The sequence below is a fragment of the Microbacterium sp. LMC-P-041 genome (assembly GCF_030209555.1).
Classification (GTDB): domain Bacteria; phylum Actinomycetota; class Actinomycetes; order Actinomycetales; family Microbacteriaceae; genus Microbacterium.
Genome location: NZ_JARVRV010000005.1, coordinates 56,800 through 72,461, shown reverse-complemented (window position 1 = coordinate 72,461; position 15,662 = coordinate 56,800). Strand labels below are relative to the sequence as shown.

The following is a 15,662-nucleotide window of genomic DNA, read 5'->3' as shown; positions in this document are numbered from 1 at the left end:
ACGGATGCCGCCCCGCAGGCGCACCGGGTGCCGACAACGATCCGGCGTCGGTCACTCTCCGCGGGAGACGCGCACCATCTCATCACGCGGCACGACCTTGACGCGCGCGCGCTCGTGCGGCGCACCGAGAGCGACCTCATGCTCGTCGAGCCGGTGCCAGCCTTCGAGGTCGGTCCACTTCACACCGCGCTCGAGCAGCAGGGCGGGGATCGCCTCTTCAGACGGGTCCTCCGGGTGCCACCACGAGCCCTGGTCGTTGATGATGTGCCGCACGGTCTCCATGGCATCCGACTTGGTGTGGCCGATCAGGCCCACCGGTCCGCGCTTGATCCACCCTGTCGCGTAGATGCCGGGCATCTGCTGGTTCGAGTCCTTGGCGAGCACCTGGCCCTCGCGGTTGGGGATGACGCCGTGCTTCTTGTCGAAGGGGACGCCCGGAAGCGGCGAGCCGAAGTAGCCGATGGCGCGGTAGAGCGCCTGCAGCGGAACCTCGCGCATCTCGCCCGTGCCCACGGCACCGCCCTGCCCGTCGGGCTTCGTGCGCTCGTAGACGAGGGCCGCGACACGACCGGCGTCGTCCTTGCGGACCTCGACCGGGCGGGCCCAGAAGTGCAGGTGCAGACGACGCGATGCCGTGCCTCCCGCATTGTTGACCGAGTCGCGCTTGCGCCACGACTGCAGGATGCGGTCGATCACCATGACCTGCTTGTTGCTGGCCACCGCGTCTTTCGACGCCTCGTCGTAGTCGAAGTCCTCGTCGTAGACGACCATGTCGACGTCACGCAGCTCGCCGAGCTCACGCAGCTCGAGCGGGGTGAACTTGACCTGAGCGGGTCCGCGGCGTCCGAACACGTGCACATCGGTGACGGCGCTCGCCTTGAGACCCTCGTAGACGTTCTCCGGCACCTCGGTGACGAGCAGGTCTTCGGCGTGCTTCGCCAGCATGCGGGCGACGTCGAGAGCGACGTTGCCATTGCCCAGCACACCGACGGATGCGGCGTCGAGCGGCCACTCGCGCGGCACATCGGGGTGGCCGTCGAACCAGCTCACGTAGTCTGCTGCCCCGTAGGCGCCGACCGCGTCGATACCGGGGATGTCGAGCGTCGTGTCACGGATCGCGCCGGTGGCGAAGATGACCGCGTTGTAGTGCTTCTTCAGGTCGTCGAGGGTGATGTCCTCGCCGAACCGCACGTTGCCGAACAGCCGGATGTCACCGCGGTCGAGCACATCGCGCAGCGCGTTGACGATGCCCTTGATGCGCGGGTGGTCGGGTGCGACGCCGTAGCGGACCAGGCCGTAGGGGGCGGGGAGCTGCTCGAAGAGATCGATGGAGACGTCGAACTTGCGCTCGGCCTTCAGCAGGATGTCTGCTGCGTAGATGCCGGCGGGGCCCGCTCCGACGATGGCCAGTCTGAGCTTGGTCATAAGGGGTCCTTTCGTATGCCGTCACGCCCGGCGCACGCGGCCGAGGGCCGCGATGCGATCAGCTGGAGCGTTCGACGAGGGTCTCTGCGAAACGAGTGAGCGCTTCGCGCACGGTGCCACGCGGGAGCGGGGCGAGCGCGTCGATCGCATCCTGGGTCCAGGAGTGCGCGAGCGCGAGGGTCTTCTGCGTTCCGACGTGGTCGCGGAGCTCGGTCAGCGGTCCGTCGAGGATCGCGGGGTCGGCCCCTTCGGCGATGCGCGCCACCCCGTCGTCGATGCGAGCGGCGAGACCGATCGAGGCGTCATCGGCCTCGGCCTTCAGCAGCAGGTACGGCATCGTCGGAACCCCGGCCCGCAGGTCGGTGCCCGGCACCTTGCCGGTGTCCTCGGGCTTCGCCGACAGGTCGATCACGTCGTCGAGCAGCTGGAAGGCGACGCCGATCTTCTCGCCGTACACGCGCAGCGGCTCTTCGTACTCCGACGGTGCGTTGGAGAAGATCACGCCGCCCTGCGTCGCCGCGGCGATGAGAGAGCCGGTCTTGTCGGCCAGCACCTGGAGGTAGAACTCGATGGGATCATCGTCGGGCTGAGCGCCGATCGTCTCGTGCATCTGTCCGAGGACGAGGCGCTCGAAGGTGTCGGCCTGCAGCCGGATGGCCCGCTCACCCAGACGCGACATCAGCTGGCTCGCACGGGAGAAGAGGATGTCGCCGGTCAGGATCGCGATGTTGTTGCCCCACACGGTCTGCGCCGCGGGCACTCCGCGACGGCGATCCGCACCGTCCATGACGTCGTCGTGATACAGCGAGCCGAGATGGGTGATCTCGAGCGCCTTCGCGACATCGATCACCTGATCGGTGTTGCCGTCGCCGAGCTGGGCCGCGAGCAGCGTCAGCACGGGGCGGATGCGCTTGCCTCCCGCCTCGTACAGATAGCGGCTGGCGGCATCGGCGAGCGGATCGGCCACACGCACGTCGTCGGCAAGACCGGTCTCGACGAGCTCGAGCCCGTCTTCGATCGCCTGCGCGATGCGTCGACCGGCGGTGCCGATGAAGACACGGTCGCTGAAACCGAGACGGCTCGCCAGTCGCGAACCCGGGGCTACGCGGCTCGAAGTCACGGTCTCAGCCTACCGTCGTCAGCTGGGCGGGTACGCGCGTCGCATTCACGCGGGCTTGAACGCCCGGTGCAGCGCGACGATACCGAACGAGAGGTTGCGGTATTCGACCTCGGTCCACCCGGCCTCGCGGATCCACGCGGCGAGCTTCTTCTGGTCGGGCCAGTCACGGATCGACTCGTTCAGGTAGTCGTAGGCGTCGCCGTTGGTGCCGGCGACGCGAGCCACCCGAGGAAGCACCTGCGAGTTGTAGAAGCGGTACGCGGCGCGGAAGACCGAGCCCGGCGGGGTCGAGAACTCGTTGATCACCAGACGACCGCCCGGCTTCGTGACGCGCAGCAGCTCACGCAGCGCCTTCTTCGGGTCGTTGACGTTGCGCAGCGCGTACGACATGGTGACGGCGTCGAACTCGCCGTCGTCGAACGGCAGATCGGTGGCATCCGCCTGCACGAACGAGAGATTGCGGATGCTGCCGTGGCGGCGCTGCCCCTCGGCGAGCATGCCCGGCGAGAAGTCGGCGGCGACGACCTGCGCACCGCTGCGGGCGAGGGATGCCGACGAGGACGCGGTGCCCGCACCGAGGTCGAGGATCTTCTCCCCCGGCTTCGGGGCGACGGCCCTCGTCGTGGCCGCGCGCCAGAGCGCGTCGTTGCCGACCGTCATCGCCGTATTCGTCCGGTCGTAGCCCGCGGCGACCTGGTCGAACATGCCGCTGACGCGGGCGGGGTCCTTGCCGAGATCGGCGCGGTTGGCTTCGTTCGAGGTCACACGCCCAGTCTAGGCGCGAGGTGCAGCGCGTCGAGGCGGTCGAGCCAGAGATCCGGCGTGGCATCGTCGAAAGGGGCGAGGCGATCTCGCACCCGCCGCTCGAGATCGAGGGCCAGAGCCTCGAGTCCGGCCATGATCTCGGCGGGGTATCCGTAGCTCACGCTGTGCTCGGCCCACTCGTCGCGGTCGTCGACCCATGTGCCGCGCGGACCCTCGACCCGCACGACGTCGAGGTCCATGTCGATGCCGACGGCGAGGAGCGGGTCGTCCGACCAGCGCACCTCCCATCCGATGTCGATGTAGATCCGCATGCCCTTCGGGTGGTCCCGGTTCACGGTCAGGGCGAAGTCGGACCGCCTCGGCACGAGCGTGACATTGGGGGCCTCGGCGATGTAGCCCGCGCCCGGTCGAGCGCTCGACCAGCCGACGGGCTGGCCGAGCCAGTCGCCCCACTCGTCGGCGCCGAGGTACACGCACTCATGACGCCAGTGCGGAGACCCGTCCCACTTGCGCCACTGGAAGATCATCTCGGTGCCGGGTGCGGGGCGGACGTCGCTCATGCACTCAGCGTAGGCGTGGCCTCTCACATCCCGGTCGACGGGTGACGAACTAGGCTGGAGGGGTGAGCAGCAGGCTGGTCGTGGAGACCCGTGAGATCGATCCGGTCGAGGATCTCCTGGCCTACGCCGACCCGTCGCGGCCTCTCGCCTGGCTGCGCCGCGGCGACGGCATCGTCGCCGTCGGCGACGCCATCGTCGAGACGGTCCGCATCCCCGCCGGCGCAGCGGCCCTGCGATCCGCTGCGATCGCTCGGGCATGGCGAGAGCTCGCGCAGGATGCCGAGATCGACGACGAGCTCGGGCTCCCCGGCTCCGGACTGGTCGCCTTCGGTGCGCTGACCTTCGACGAGGACTCCGCCGCCGACAGCATCCTCGTCGTGCCGGCGCTCGTGATCGGTCGACACCACGGGCGCACCTGGATCACCCGCATGCGCTCGGCGTCGGCACCCGCGCCCGCGCCGCGGCCCACTGCAACCGAGCCGCGGCCAGAAGCGGCGACGATCGCCTACGGCCCGCACTGGGCCGGCACCGTCGGCCCCGGTGCCCAGAGCCCGCAGGGCTATCAGGACTCGGTGCGCCAGGCACTCGAACGCATCGCCGCCGGCGAGCTCAGCAAGGTCGTGCTCGCACGCGACCTCACCGGCAGCATCCCGGCCGGTTCCGACCTGCGTCGACTCGTGCGCGCGCTGTCGACCGGATACCCCGACACGTGGGCGTTCGCTGTCGACGGGCTGATCGGCGCGAGTCCCGAGACCCTCGTCACCGTGCAGCAGCGCACCGTCACCGCCCGCGTGCTCGCCGGAACGATCGGTCGCGGAGCCGACGCGGATGCCGACACCGTCGCATCCAGCCACCTGGCCTCCAGCACCAAGGACCTCGACGAGCACGAGTACGCGGTGCAGAGCGTGCTGGCCTCGCTGCGTCCGCACACCCGCGCACTGGCGGCGAGCGAGCAGCCGTTCCTGCTCAAGCTGCCGAACCTCTTCCACCTGGCGACCGACGTCGAGGGCGAGCTGGCCGATGGCGGCTCGTCACTCGACCTGGTCGGGGCCCTGCATCCGACCGCCGCCGTGGCCGGCACCCCGACGTCTGCGGCGATCGCGGCGATCCGCGAGCTCGAGCCGTTCGACCGTGGACGGTACGCCGGTCCGGTGGGATGGGTCGACGCGGCCGGCAACGGCGAGTGGGCGATCGCGCTGCGCTGCGCGCAGTTCACCCCCGCCGAGACCGACATCGCCGTCACCGCCTACGCGGGCGCAGGCATCGTCGCGGGCTCCGACCCCGAGTCCGAGCTGCTCGAGACCCGGGTCAAGTTCCGTCCGCTGGTCGACGCGCTCGCCTGACCCGCGCCCGGACCGGCCGCGGTCAGCTCGCCGCGAGCCGCTCCTTCTCCGCGTCGACATCGAAGTCGGCCGCCGGCCACTGCGGATCGATCCGCTGCAGCGCGTCGAGCAGCAGCTCCTGCACGGCGAGGCGGGCGAACCACTTGTGGTTCGCCGGGATCACATGCCACGGAGCCGCCTCGGTCGAGGTGCGCTCGAACATGATCTGATACGCCGCCATGTAGTCGTCCCACAGCAGTCGCTCGTCGACATCGCCCGGGTTGTACTTCCAGTGCTTGTCGGGTCGCTCGAGCCGCTCCATCAGTCTCGACTTCTGCTCGTCCGGCGAGATGTGCAGCATGACCTTGACGATGCGCGTGCCCGATGCGGCAACCGCGGCCTCGAACTCGTTGATCGCGTCGTACCGGCGCTCGATCTCGTCCGCCGGGGCCAGCGAACGCACCCGACCGATCAGCACGTCCTCGTAGTGCGAGCGGTCGAAGACGCCGATGAACCCGGGCTCCGGGAGGCGCCTGGACACACGCCACAGGAAGTCGTGCTCGAGCTCTTCGTCGGTCGGCGCCTTGAACGCCGTGAGCGCGACGCCCTGCGGATCGACCCCGCCGACCACGTGGCGCACGATGCCTCCCTTGCCCGCGGAGTCCATCGCCTGCAGGATCAGCAGCACCGAGTCCTTCGCCACGCCGACGCGGCTCTCGGCGAAGAGCCGCTCCTGCAGCTGATTGAGCTCGTCGAGGCCCGCCTCGAGATCGCGCTTGCCGTCGGCTTTCGCGCCGCTGTAGCCGGGTGTGCTCTGCGGATCGAGGTCGGAGAGGCGGAATCCGTTGCCGACCTGGAGGGCCTTGGCCCACTCATGCGCTGTCATGCGTTCATCCTGCCACTGCGCATCCGCAGCGGAGGCGAAGATCCTCAGCGGGACAGCGGGACCTCGATCAGCTGACGGCCACCGGCCGGGGTGGTGAGGGCCTGGTCGAGTGCCGTGCGGGTCGTCACGCGCTGGTATTCCCATCCGTAGGCGAGTGCCAGCTGTTCGAGCCGCACGGCATGGGGCGTGTAGAACGCGCGATCGAGATCGGCCCGATCCGCCGTGCCCGCGACCTCGAGGCCGTCGAAGATCGTGCCGCCGCCGTCGTTGCCCACGATGACCTGGATGCGAGGCTCGTGCTCGTCGGGCGGGAGCAGCAGGGCGCCGACATCGTGCAGGAAAGTCAGATCGCCGAGCAGCACGCGGGTGACCCCGGGCGCTCCCCCGGCCTGACTGGCGAGCGCGATGCCCGTGGCGGTGGCGATCGTGCCGTCGATCCCCGCGAGCCCGCGGTTGGCGTGCACCGGGACCTTCTTGCCACCGAGCACCGCATCGGCCACCCGCACGAGCCGCGACGAGCCGAAGACGAGTCGATCGTGCGGCCAGGTCGCCCGCCAGACGGCGTCGGCGAGCAGCTCACGGTCGAGCGGCCGGCGCACCGCCGCCAGCTCGGCCTTCACCGCGTCGCGCCGCGCTGACGGATCGGTCGACGTGAGACCGTCCTGGTCGGGCGCCCGCTCGCTGAGATCGACGGCGTGAGCCGCGGATGCCGTGAGCCACGCACCGAGCCACTCGCGGTCGGCGACGCCGGGTGCGACCGACACGGACGCCGCGGCCGTCGTGCGGCCGTTGAGATCGAGAGCCTCGCCGCCACGTCGGACGGCGATCACGTCGACATCCGGCCGCGACAGCAGGCGAGCCACCTCACGGCTGAGGGTCGGGTGCCCGAGCACGACGGCGCGCTCGATGCGACCGCCCAGCTCGTCGTCGCCCAACAGCGCGCGATAGCCGTGCACGACCTGGCGGCCGAAGCGCGCACCGCTGACGATCTCGGCGATCAACGGCCAGGATCCGGCGTGCGCGATCTCTTCGGCATCCGGCCCCGCGTCGGCGCCGGCGATGACGACCGTGCGCGGCCCCCGCTCGAGCAGGAGCGCTTCTGCCGCCACCGGTCTGGGCACGTCGCCCGGCACGATGTCGACGGTCGGGACGTCGCCCGACAGCGGCTCGCGCGACGGCAGGTTCAGGTGCACGGGGCCGGCGACACCGGCCAGACCGTGGGTGGCATCCGCGCCCATCGCCGCGGCGACGGCGCGCATCGCGAGACCCGCCCAGTCACCGTCGCCCGGCACGGGGGCATCGATCTGCTCGCGCACCCAGGAGGCGAACATGCCCGGCTGGATGGTGGCCTGATTGGCTCCCACTCCGCGCAGCTCGGGCGGCCGATCGGCCGTCAGCAGCAGCAGCGGCACCCCCGAGTGGAAGGCCTCCATCGCTGCGGGAAGGAGGTTGGCGGCAGCGGTCCCCGAAGTGCAGAGCACCGCCGCGGGCACACCCGTCTCACGCGAGAGACCGAGCGCGGTGAATCCTGCGACCCTCTCGTCGATGCGCACGTGCAGACGCAGCTGCCCCTGATTCGCGGCATGCACCGCGGCGAGCGCGAGCGCCTGAGATCGAGACCCCGGCGAGAGCACGAGATCGCGCACGCCGTGGCCGATCAGGTCGGCGATCAGGGATGCCGCAGCATCCGTCGCGGGCGATGACGTCACGGACGCGCGTCCGGCGCCGTACCGTCCGGTGCGGCTCCGTCGTCGGTCTCGTCCTCGAGACGAGCGAGCTCCTCCTCGAGACGGCGGATGCGCGCATCCTGCTCGCTCTTGCTGATGCTGCGGAGGAACTGGGGGTCGTCGTCGGGCGCGATGATCGTGATCGCTCCGCCGTTGTCGTTCGCGCGGCGTCGGCCGATCGTGAACCAGAGGATGCCCCCGATGACCGGGATGAGGATGACGATGGCGATCCAGGCGGCCTTGGGCACGCCCCGGTGTCGCGTCGGCGGCTGCACTGCGCAGTCGACGATGCTGTACACCCAGAATATGGCGGCCAGGAAGCCGCCAACGATCAACAGTCTCGCCACCCCTCCAGTGTAGGCGGGTCTGTGACGCGTGGATCTGCCTGGGCGCTCAGCGCGGGCGCCGATGCCCGATTGTTAGACTGCGCGGACCATGCCTGCCCCGTCGATGCCGCTGCGTCACCAGGGCGTCGAGCGGATGCTGATCTTCCGGGTCGGTCTCGCCCTCGGCCTCGCCCTGCTGCTCGTGATCGGCGCGTGGTCGGCGTCGCACGGCAAGGCGGATGCGCACACGACGCTGTGCCTCGCTCCGGGCGCGAGCGTCGCGTCGGTCACGGCGCACCACGACGAGACGAGCGTGGTCGAGTCCGCTCCATCGGACGACGCCGGGATCGTCATGGTCGCGGCGCTCTGCTGCGTCTTCCTCGTGCTGCTCTCGTTGCGCTCCGTCAGAGGCGCGCCGCTGATCGGTCGCGCTGCGGTGGTGCGCGCCTCGGCTCCGAGCCGCGCCGGTCCTCGTCTGCACGTCCCCGCGCTCACCCTCGCTCAGCTCTCGGTCTCCCTCACCTGAATCAGGCACGCCGCTCGTCGGCGACCCCGGCCGCGCTCGTCGCGGCTCACTCACCCTGCCTGATCCGAACCGTTGGAGAACCCCATGAAGACCCCTGTCAAGGTGGCCCTGATCACCGTCGCCGCCGCGATCGTCCTCGCGATCGTCGGCGTCGCCTACGCCCTGTCGCAGCGCCCCGCATAACCCCTGTCGCCCGAGGGTGAGAAGCGGCAGACAGTGCGCACCGACTCGCACGTCCTCGACGACGGAGGACCGGTGGGGCGAGAAGTCCGAGGAGACGCCCGAGGTGTTCCGGGGAATCGCGGCCGAGCTCGGACTCGACATGGCCGCCTACGATGCGGCGATCACCGACCCGGCGACGCTCGATCGCGTGCAGGCCGACAGGAGCGACGGCGAGCGGCTCGGAGTGCGCAGCACCCCCAGCTTCTTCATCGACGGCGAGCCCGTGGTGCTGGAGGCGTGGGGGGACCTCGAAGCGGCTCTGGAGAAGGCCGTGGAGCAGTAGCCCGCAGAGCCGTCGTCAGAGGAGTCCTCGGGCGAGGAGCGCCTCCTGGTACGCGCCCGCCTTCGCGCTGACGACCTGACGGCAGGCGATCAGCGTCTCGATCTGCGCGTCGAGAGAGCGCTCGTGCGCGCGCAGCAGGGCGAGACGCTCGGCCTCGTTGCCGCTGCCGGCGCGCACCAGGGCGGCGTACTCACGCAGCAGGGCGATGGGGGCGCCGGATTCGCGCAGTCGCGCCAGCAGCGCGAGCCACGCGAGCGAGTCGTGCGCGTAGACCCTCCGACCGCCGGGGGTGCGCGGCACGTCGCGAGGGAAGAGCCCTTCTGCCTCGTACCAGCGCAGCGTGTGCACGCTCACGCCGGCCAGACGGGCGAGCTCGCCGATGCTGAACGTGCGCGTCGTGTCGATCACATCCTCCACGAGGACTCCTCCTTGACTTCGAGTGCACTCTAGATCGTACGGTCGGAGCATGACAGATGCACTCCCCCCTCTCGACATGATCGCCCGTCAGCAGCCCCTCGCCTCGGAGTTCGGCTACCGCTCCACTGCGGCCGAGGTGATCGCCGGGGTCGACCTCTCGGGCAAGACCGCGATCGTCTCGGGCGGATACTCGGGACTCGGACTCGAGACGGTGCGTGCGCTCGCGAATGCCGGAGTGCACGTGATCGTGCCTGCGCGTCGTCTCGACGCCGCGCAGGAGGCGCTCGCAGGGATCGACGCGGTCGACGTCCGCAGCGCCGACCTCGGCGACCTCGACTCGGTGGCAGCGTTCACCGAGACCGTCCGTCGCGACGGACGCCCGATCGATCTCGTGCTCGATGTCGCCGGCATCATGGCCACCCCGTTCGGTCACACCGCGCAGGGCTTCGAGTCGCAGTTCGGCACCAACCACCTCGGCCACTTCGCCCTGGTCAACGGAGTGGCCGAACTGCTGCCGGAGGGCGCTCGCGTCGTCTCCTACTCCTCGGGAGGGCACTTCCGCTCCCCTGTGCGATTCGAGGACATCGACTTCGAGACGACGCCCTACGACCCGTGGGTCGCCTACGGGCAGTCGAAGACGGCGAACGCGCTGTTCGCCGTCGGGCTGGCCCGTCGTGGCGCGGCCCGTGGCATCCTCGCCTTCTCGGTGCACCCGGGCGGGATCATGACCGACCTGCAGAGGCACGTGCCCCGTGAGGAGCTGATCTCACGCGGCTGGATCGACGAAAACGGCACGCCGAACCCGCGCTTCAAGACTCCGGCAGAGGGAGCGTCGACGGGTCTCTGGGCCGCGACGGCTTCCGAGCTGGCCGATCGCAGCGGCGCGTACTGCGAGGACTGCTCGATCAAGGGCATCGTCCCGCCCGAGCACACGGACATGACGACCGGCGGCGTGAAGCACTGGGCGATCGATCCCGAGGCCGCCGAGCGGCTGTGGGCGCTCTCGGTCACGGCGATCGGAGTCGACGGCTTCGCCTGAGCGGCGGCCCGCGTCGGGCTGCTGCCGTCAGTCGGCGGCGAGACGGAGGATGCGGTCGTCGCCGGGCGAGGGGCTTCCGCGTCCGTCGGTATTGTTCGTGAGCACCCAGAGCATGCCGTCCGGTCCGGCGACGACGTCGCGCAGCCGGCCGAGCTCCCCGACGAACCGCTCGGTGCCGGAGGTCAGGTCATCGAGTGGCACGACGCGCAGCCGCTCGCCGCGGAGCGTGGCGATCACGATGTCCGCGCCGACGACAGCGATGCCGCTCGGGCTCGCCTCGTCGGGCCTCCACTGCTGCACGGGATCGATGTGCTCGTCGTCATCGGCGATCCCCTCGACCTCGGGCCAGCCGTAGTCGCCGCCGGCCTCGATGACGTTGAGCTCGTCCCAGGTGTCCTGTCCGAACTCGCTCGCATACATCGTGCCCTCGGCATCCCAGGCGATGCCCTGCGGGTTGCGGTGTCCGTAGCTGTAGACGGGCGACTGATCGAACGGGTTGTCGGGCGGCACCTCACCCGCGGGAGTGAGGCGCAGGATCTTGCCCGACAGCGCGTCGAGATCCTGCGCACTGTCGCCGTCGCCGGCATCGCCCGTCGTGACGTAGAGCATCCCGTCAGGGCCGAACGCGATGCGCCCGCCGTTGTGATTTCCCGCGGCGGGGATGCCGTCGACCACAGTGGTGGCGGGTCCAAGCGACAGCGCACCGGCGGCTCCGACGATCGGCCGCCGCTCGACCCGGTTCTCGTCGTCGGCGGTGACGTATGTGTAGAGCTCGCCGTCGTGCACCGCGAGCCCGAGCAGGCCTCCCTCGCCACCCGGCGAGACCCCGTCGATCACGTCGACCTCGCGCGCCTCGCCGTCCTCGGCGATCTCGAGCACGCGGGCGGTGTCGCGCTCGCTCACCAGGGGCACGTCGCCGTGGAATGCGATCGACCAGGGGGCGTCGAGATCCTCCGTGAACGACTCCGCCCCCGACACCGACGTCGACGTCGGCTGCGCCACACAGGCAGCGAGCAGGGCGACGCTCGCCGTGATCGACGCGATGGATGCGCGCCGACGTGTCGTCGAGGAGCGATCGGATCGGTGCGCGGACATGACTCCATCCAACGCGGAATCGACGCCGAGCGACAGCGTCGACCGGGTGTGCGTGCCGATGAACCCATTTCGGAGAGTCGGATGCAGGAGCACAATACCGATATGAACGAGGGCGCTTCCGTGGAGCAGCCCGTGCCTGCGGAGGGGCCGGCAGGGCCGCACGACGATGTCGCGCCGCCACGGACGAGCGGGGAGTCGGATGCGGTGCTGGGCCGCCGTGCGCAGCTTCTCGCCACCGAGCACTGGGGGCTTCTCGCCGCCCGCAGCACCGCGCAGAGCGAGGTGCTGTCGCGCATCACGATCTTCCTGACCCTCGTCTCCGCCGGACTCGTGACCATCGGACTGCTGGGGCAGGCGTCGGACTTCGGCGGGTGGTTCGGCGGCGCGTCACTCGCGATCCTCGCGTTCCTCGCGGTCATCGGCTTCATGACCCAGGTGCGCGTGATGAACGTGTCGGAGGAGGACATGATGTACGTCGTCGCGATGAACCGCATCCGCGGCGCGTACGTCGACCTGGATCCGGAGGTCGCCGATGTCTTCCTCGCCTCGCCGCACGACGATGAACCGGGGATGAAGCGCACGTACTCGTTCCTCCGTCCCCGTCGCCTGAGCATCCTGCTCGGCAGCTCGGTCATGCTGCTGATCGTCGTGAACGCCTGCGTCGTGGGGATGCTGGTCGGCTCGGCCGTGATCGCGGGTGGCGGCGCTTTCGCCGGGGCGATCGCGCTCGGCATCGTCGCCGGACTGGTGCTCGCCGCCGGCTTCATGACGTTCGGCGGCGTCGGCTACCGCTGGGCATGGAGCCATCACGCGCCACGACGTTCCACTCCGGAAGGCGACGGTCGGTCGCTACGCTGAGCGCATGACCGAGGCGCGAACCCCGACATCGCATCCCGTCGCCGCCGTACTGCGGCGCATTCCTGCCACCCTCGCGATGGTGGCTGTGATCCTCGCCGTCGGCGTGATCTGGCAGGGCCTGTGGACCCCGTTCGAGAAGACCGACCTGTTCGGCACCGTCGCATACGGCCTGCCCAACCTCGCGCAGGGGATGTGGTGGACGCCGCTCACCGGCACGTTCTTCGTCAACGAGCCGTGGGTGTACCTGTTCACGATCTCGGGATTCTGGGGCATGGCGTATCTCGAATACCGACGTGGCACCAGGGTCGCCCTCGCGTACTACTGGGTCGGACAGCTCTTCGCGATCCTCGCCACCGCGCTCGTGCTGTTCGTCGCCTCGCAACTGCCCTGGGCCTGGGCTCAGGAGCAGGCCCAGGCGCTCGATGTCGGCGCCTCCGGCGGCACCATGGCGTGCATCGCCGCCGCGATCGGGCTCTTCCGCCCGCCATGGCGAGTGCGCGGCTGGCTCGTGCTGCTCGGTTTCGTGTTCATCGCGATGCTGTTCTGGGGTGCGGTCGCCGATCTCGAGCACCTGCTCGCGGTGCTGCTCATCCTCGTCGTCGACCGCACCCTGCGTGTGCAGCGGACCACGGTGCGAGAGCAGCGTCTGATCGCCGTGATCTCGCTCATGGTGCTCGGAGCGGTCGAGATCATCACGACTCTCGTCGCCACCGACGGCCCGTTCGGCCCGACCGAGCCCGCGTCGGGAGGGTTCATCGACCTCGCGCTCGACCTCGTCGTCATCGTGGTGCTCGTGAACGGACTCCTGCGCGGCCGTCGCTGGGCGTGGGTTCTCGTGATGCTGCTCGGTCTCTTCAACATCCTGGTCGCAGCTCTGGTCCTCATCCTCATCACGGTGTTCTCGCAGGCGCAGGTCGATCTGCGGTGGGACGGCGAGACGGAGCTCGCGCTCGCCAACGGCTTCCTCTGGGTGATCCTGCTCGTCTACCTGATCGCCGTGCGCCGCGCGTTCCGGGCGAAGCGCAAGTCTCTCCTCGGCATCCAGCCCGCCCCCACGGTCGACGACGTGAAGACCGAGCTGCGCGCGCACGGCGGGGGCACCCTGTCGTGGATGACGACCTGGGAGGGCAACAGCTACGCCCGCAGCGATGCCGGGATCGTCGCCTACCAGCGACGGGCCGGTGTGGCGCTCGCGCTCGCGGATCCGATCGGGCCGCCCGCATCCCGCGCGGTCGCCGTCACGGAGTTCATCCGCACGGCGGAGCTGGCGGGCCTCGTCCCGTGCTTCTTCAGTGCAGACGACGCCACCCGGGCCGCTGTGCCCGCCGGCTGGCGCAGCTTGGTCGTCGCCGACGACACCATCGTCGACCTGCCGGGTCTGGAGTTCACCGGCAAGCGCTGGAACTCGGTGCGCAGCTCTCTCAATCGGGCGGGGCGCGAGGAGATGACCTTCCGGATGACGCGCCTGGCGGACGAATCGTGGGGCGTACGGCAGCAGCTGCGTGCGATCTCCGAGGCATGGGTCGGTGACAAGGACCTGCCTGAGATGCGGTTCACTCTCGGCACGCTGGATGAGGCGGAGGACCGCGAGGTGCGACTCGCTCTCGCGATCGCCCCGAACGGTGACGTCGACGGCTTCCTCTCGTGGCTGCCGGTCTATGGCGAAGGCGGCGTCGTGCGCGGCTGGACGCTCGACCTGATGCGCCGCCGCGACGGCGGCTTCGCACCCGTCATGGAGTACCTGATCGGTTCGTCCGCGAAGCAGTTCTCCGAGGAGGGTGCCGAGATCATGTCGCTCTCGGGTGCTCCGCTCGCGCACGACTATCCGCCGGACGCGGGCATCATCGCCGTCCTCAGCGAACGCCTCGCCGAAGCGCTCGAGCCCGTGTACGGCTTCGGCTCGCTGCACCGCTTCAAGCAGAAGTTCCACCCGCGGTACGAGACCATGTATCTGCTCTTCCGCGACGAGAGCGATCTCGCGGCGATCGGCACAGCGCTCACCCGCGCGTTCCTGCCGGATGCGACGCTGAGGCAGTTCGCGGGAGCGGGGCTGGAGCTGGTGCGCGGCAGCAAGGACTGAGGCCTCACCTTCCTGAGGCGATGATTCCGCGCTCGCCGAGACCGGCAGCGCCAGGATGAAGCCATGACCGACACCTCCGTTCCCGTCACGTTCGCGAACTTCGCCGAGATCGAGACGGCCCGCATGTTCGCCGCGATCGCGGCGTCGGCCGACGGTTCCAACCGGTGGAACCACTATCGAGTGCCCACGCCGATCGACCAGCAGACCGTGATCAGGATGAATCGCGACACCCTCTACAGCGCTGCGATCATCGACATCTCCGAAGGGGCGACGATCACCGTGCCGGATGCCGGCGACCGGTACGTCTCGGTGATGCTGGTGAACGAGGGCCACTACATCGACAAGGTGCTGCACGACCCCGGCGTCCACTCGCTCTCGGCCGAAGACCTCGGTTCCGATTTCGTGCTCGCGGCCACTCGCATCCTGGTGGATTCCGAGGATCCTGATGATGTCTCGATCGTGAACGCCCTCCAGGACGAACTCGCTGTGAGCTCGACCGGCGCGCGGGAGTTCGCTGCGCCGGCCTACGACGAATCGAGCTTCGCCGAGACCCGCCAGGCGCTCCTCACCCTCGCGAAGGGCCTCGGCGGTCTGGAGCGCTGCTTCGGTCGAGCCGAGGACGTCGACCCCGTGCGGCACCTTCTGGGGACCGCAGCCGCCTGGGGCGGTCTGCCCGAGAACGAGGCCTTCTACCTCAACGTCGATCCCCGGCTCCCGGTCGGCGAGTACACGCTGCGGGTCGGCGATGTGCCGGTGGACGGCTTCTGGTCCGTCTCGCTGTACGACGCGCAAGGCTATTTCGCTCCGAACGACGCCGGTGCATACAGCGTCAACAGCGTGACGGGCGTGCGGGATCCGGACGGGTCGATCACCGTGCGCTTCGGCGGCTACCCCGCACTGCCCAACGTGCTTCCCCTCACGCAAGGGTGGAACTACCTGGTGCGTCTCTACCGACCTCGACCCGAAGTGCTGGACGGCACGTGGTCGTTCCCCGCGCTCACGGCGAGCTGA

16 protein-coding genes are annotated in these 15,662 nt (G+C 69.7%); 7 read left to right on the top strand and 9 right to left on the bottom strand.

Annotation, left to right across the window (positions count from 1 at the left end; all coding sequences use genetic code 11):
* Nucleotides 1-51: 51 nt before the first annotated feature.
* The 4 genes from QRN21_RS10465 to QRN21_RS10450 are packed head-to-tail and all read right to left on the bottom strand — an operon-like array spanning nt 52 to nt 3,870.
* Nucleotides 52-1,425, bottom strand: coding sequence for an FAD-dependent oxidoreductase (locus QRN21_RS10465; protein WP_053097534.1), 1,374 nt, complete (start codon nt 1,423-1,425; stop codon nt 52-54).
* 58 nt (nt 1,426-1,483) lie between these two features.
* Nucleotides 1,484-2,545, bottom strand: a complete 1,062-nt coding sequence (locus QRN21_RS10460; RefSeq protein ID WP_053097535.1) for a polyprenyl synthetase family protein — start codon at nt 2,543-2,545, stop codon at nt 1,484-1,486.
* 45 nt (nt 2,546-2,590) lie between these two features.
* Nucleotides 2,591-3,250: a ubiquinone/menaquinone biosynthesis methyltransferase gene (locus QRN21_RS10455; RefSeq protein WP_222839434.1), complete on the bottom strand. Its 660-nt coding sequence runs from the start codon at nt 3,248-3,250 to the stop codon at nt 2,591-2,593.
* Between the two features lie 56 nt (nt 3,251-3,306).
* On the bottom strand, nt 3,307-3,870 hold the full coding sequence (locus tag QRN21_RS10450; protein WP_056279688.1) for a DUF402 domain-containing protein: 564 nt from the start codon (nt 3,868-3,870) through the stop codon (nt 3,307-3,309).
* A 62-nt stretch (nt 3,871-3,932) separates the two neighbouring features.
* Between QRN21_RS10450 and QRN21_RS10445 the strand changes: the two genes are divergently transcribed.
* Nucleotides 3,933-5,213, top strand: a complete 1,281-nt coding sequence (locus QRN21_RS10445; protein WP_056279686.1) for an isochorismate synthase — start codon at nt 3,933-3,935, stop codon at nt 5,211-5,213.
* 22 nt (nt 5,214-5,235) lie between these two features.
* Here QRN21_RS10445 and QRN21_RS10440 read toward each other — a convergent pair whose 3' ends face one another.
* From QRN21_RS10440 to QRN21_RS10430, 3 genes are read right to left on the bottom strand one after another with little or no spacing between them, the layout of a single operon-like run.
* Nucleotides 5,236-6,078 carry a polyphosphate kinase 2 family protein gene (locus QRN21_RS10440; RefSeq protein ID WP_285363984.1) on the bottom strand — a complete coding sequence of 281 codons (843 nt, stop codon included), beginning with the start codon at nt 6,076-6,078 and terminating at the stop codon, nt 5,236-5,238.
* Between the two features lie 44 nt (nt 6,079-6,122).
* Nucleotides 6,123-7,787: a 2-succinyl-5-enolpyruvyl-6-hydroxy-3-cyclohexene-1-carboxylic-acid synthase gene (gene menD / locus QRN21_RS10435; protein ID WP_056279681.1), complete on the bottom strand. Its 1,665-nt coding sequence runs from the start codon at nt 7,785-7,787 to the stop codon at nt 6,123-6,125.
* Nucleotides 7,784-8,152 carry a PLD nuclease N-terminal domain-containing protein gene (locus QRN21_RS10430; protein WP_053097541.1) on the bottom strand — a complete coding sequence of 123 codons (369 nt, stop codon included), beginning with the start codon at nt 8,150-8,152 and terminating at the stop codon, nt 7,784-7,786. The genes menD and QRN21_RS10430 overlap by 4 nt, the downstream gene beginning before the upstream one ends.
* Before the next feature lie 88 nt (nt 8,153-8,240).
* Between QRN21_RS10430 and QRN21_RS10425 the strand changes: the two genes are divergently transcribed.
* Both QRN21_RS10425 and QRN21_RS10420 read left to right on the top strand, forming a co-directional pair.
* The gene (locus tag QRN21_RS10425) at nt 8,241-8,657 is read left to right on the top strand and encodes a hypothetical protein (RefSeq protein ID WP_285363983.1); all 417 of its coding nucleotides are present in this window, start codon (nt 8,241-8,243) and stop codon (nt 8,655-8,657) included.
* A 286-nt stretch (nt 8,658-8,943) separates the two neighbouring features.
* Nucleotides 8,944-9,162 carry a DsbA family protein gene (locus QRN21_RS10420; RefSeq protein ID WP_285363982.1) on the top strand — a complete coding sequence of 73 codons (219 nt, stop codon included), beginning with the start codon at nt 8,944-8,946 and terminating at the stop codon, nt 9,160-9,162.
* Between the two features lie 15 nt (nt 9,163-9,177).
* Here QRN21_RS10420 and QRN21_RS10415 read toward each other — a convergent pair whose 3' ends face one another.
* Nucleotides 9,178-9,579 (bottom strand): MerR family transcriptional regulator, encoded by a 402-nt coding sequence (locus QRN21_RS10415; protein WP_056279678.1) that lies wholly within the window; start codon nt 9,577-9,579, stop codon nt 9,178-9,180.
* A 49-nt stretch (nt 9,580-9,628) separates the two neighbouring features.
* On the opposite strand from QRN21_RS10415, the gene QRN21_RS10410 reads away from it, so the two are divergent.
* Complete coding sequence (locus tag QRN21_RS10410) at nt 9,629-10,618, top strand: oxidoreductase (protein WP_285363979.1); 990 nt, start codon at nt 9,629-9,631, stop codon at nt 10,616-10,618.
* Nucleotides 10,619-10,645: 27 nt separating this feature from the next.
* On the opposite strand, the gene QRN21_RS10405 is transcribed toward QRN21_RS10410, so the two are convergent.
* Nucleotides 10,646-11,713, bottom strand: a complete 1,068-nt coding sequence (locus tag QRN21_RS10405) for a PQQ-dependent sugar dehydrogenase (RefSeq protein WP_285363978.1) — start codon at nt 11,711-11,713, stop codon at nt 10,646-10,648.
* Nucleotides 11,714-11,815: 102 nt separating this feature from the next.
* Between QRN21_RS10405 and QRN21_RS10400 the strand changes: the two genes are divergently transcribed.
* The 3 genes from QRN21_RS10400 (at nt 11,816) to QRN21_RS10390 (ending at nt 15,662) form a co-directional block, all read left to right on the top strand.
* Complete coding sequence (locus QRN21_RS10400; protein WP_150115106.1) at nt 11,816-12,571, top strand: hypothetical protein; 756 nt, start codon at nt 11,816-11,818, stop codon at nt 12,569-12,571.
* 4 nt (nt 12,572-12,575) lie between these two features.
* A complete protein-coding gene (locus tag QRN21_RS10395) occupies nt 12,576-14,651 on the top strand; it encodes a bifunctional lysylphosphatidylglycerol flippase/synthetase MprF (protein WP_285363976.1) in 2,076 nt (691 codons plus the stop codon).
* Between the two features lie 63 nt (nt 14,652-14,714).
* Nucleotides 14,715-15,662 carry a DUF1214 domain-containing protein gene (locus QRN21_RS10390; RefSeq protein WP_285363975.1) on the top strand — a complete coding sequence of 316 codons (948 nt, stop codon included), beginning with the start codon at nt 14,715-14,717 and terminating at the stop codon, nt 15,660-15,662.

Bases quoted from the DNA above. Each gene is read 5' to 3' on its own strand.
- QRN21_RS10465 (WP_053097534.1), bottom strand. From the start codon at position 1,425: ATGACCAAGCTCAGACTGGCCATCGTCGGAGCGGGCCCCGCCGGCATC.
- QRN21_RS10455 (WP_222839434.1), bottom strand. From the start codon at position 3,250: ATGTTCGACCAGGTCGCCGCGGGCTACGACCGGACGAATACGGCGATG.
- QRN21_RS10450 (WP_056279688.1), bottom strand. From the start codon at position 3,870: ATGAGCGACGTCCGCCCCGCACCCGGCACCGAGATGATCTTCCAGTGG.
- QRN21_RS10440 (WP_285363984.1), bottom strand. From the start codon at position 6,078: ATGACAGCGCATGAGTGGGCCAAGGCCCTCCAGGTCGGCAACGGATTC.
- QRN21_RS10425 (WP_285363983.1), top strand. From the start codon at position 8,241: ATGCCTGCCCCGTCGATGCCGCTGCGTCACCAGGGCGTCGAGCGGATG.
- QRN21_RS10410 (WP_285363979.1), top strand. From the start codon at position 9,629: ATGACAGATGCACTCCCCCCTCTCGACATGATCGCCCGTCAGCAGCCC.
- QRN21_RS10405 (WP_285363978.1), bottom strand. From the start codon at position 11,713: ATGTCCGCGCACCGATCCGATCGCTCCTCGACGACACGTCGGCGCGCA.
- QRN21_RS10400 (WP_150115106.1), top strand. From the start codon at position 11,816: ATGAACGAGGGCGCTTCCGTGGAGCAGCCCGTGCCTGCGGAGGGGCCG.
- QRN21_RS10395 (WP_285363976.1), top strand. From the start codon at position 12,576: ATGACCGAGGCGCGAACCCCGACATCGCATCCCGTCGCCGCCGTACTG.
- QRN21_RS10390 (WP_285363975.1), top strand. From the start codon at position 14,715: ATGACCGACACCTCCGTTCCCGTCACGTTCGCGAACTTCGCCGAGATC.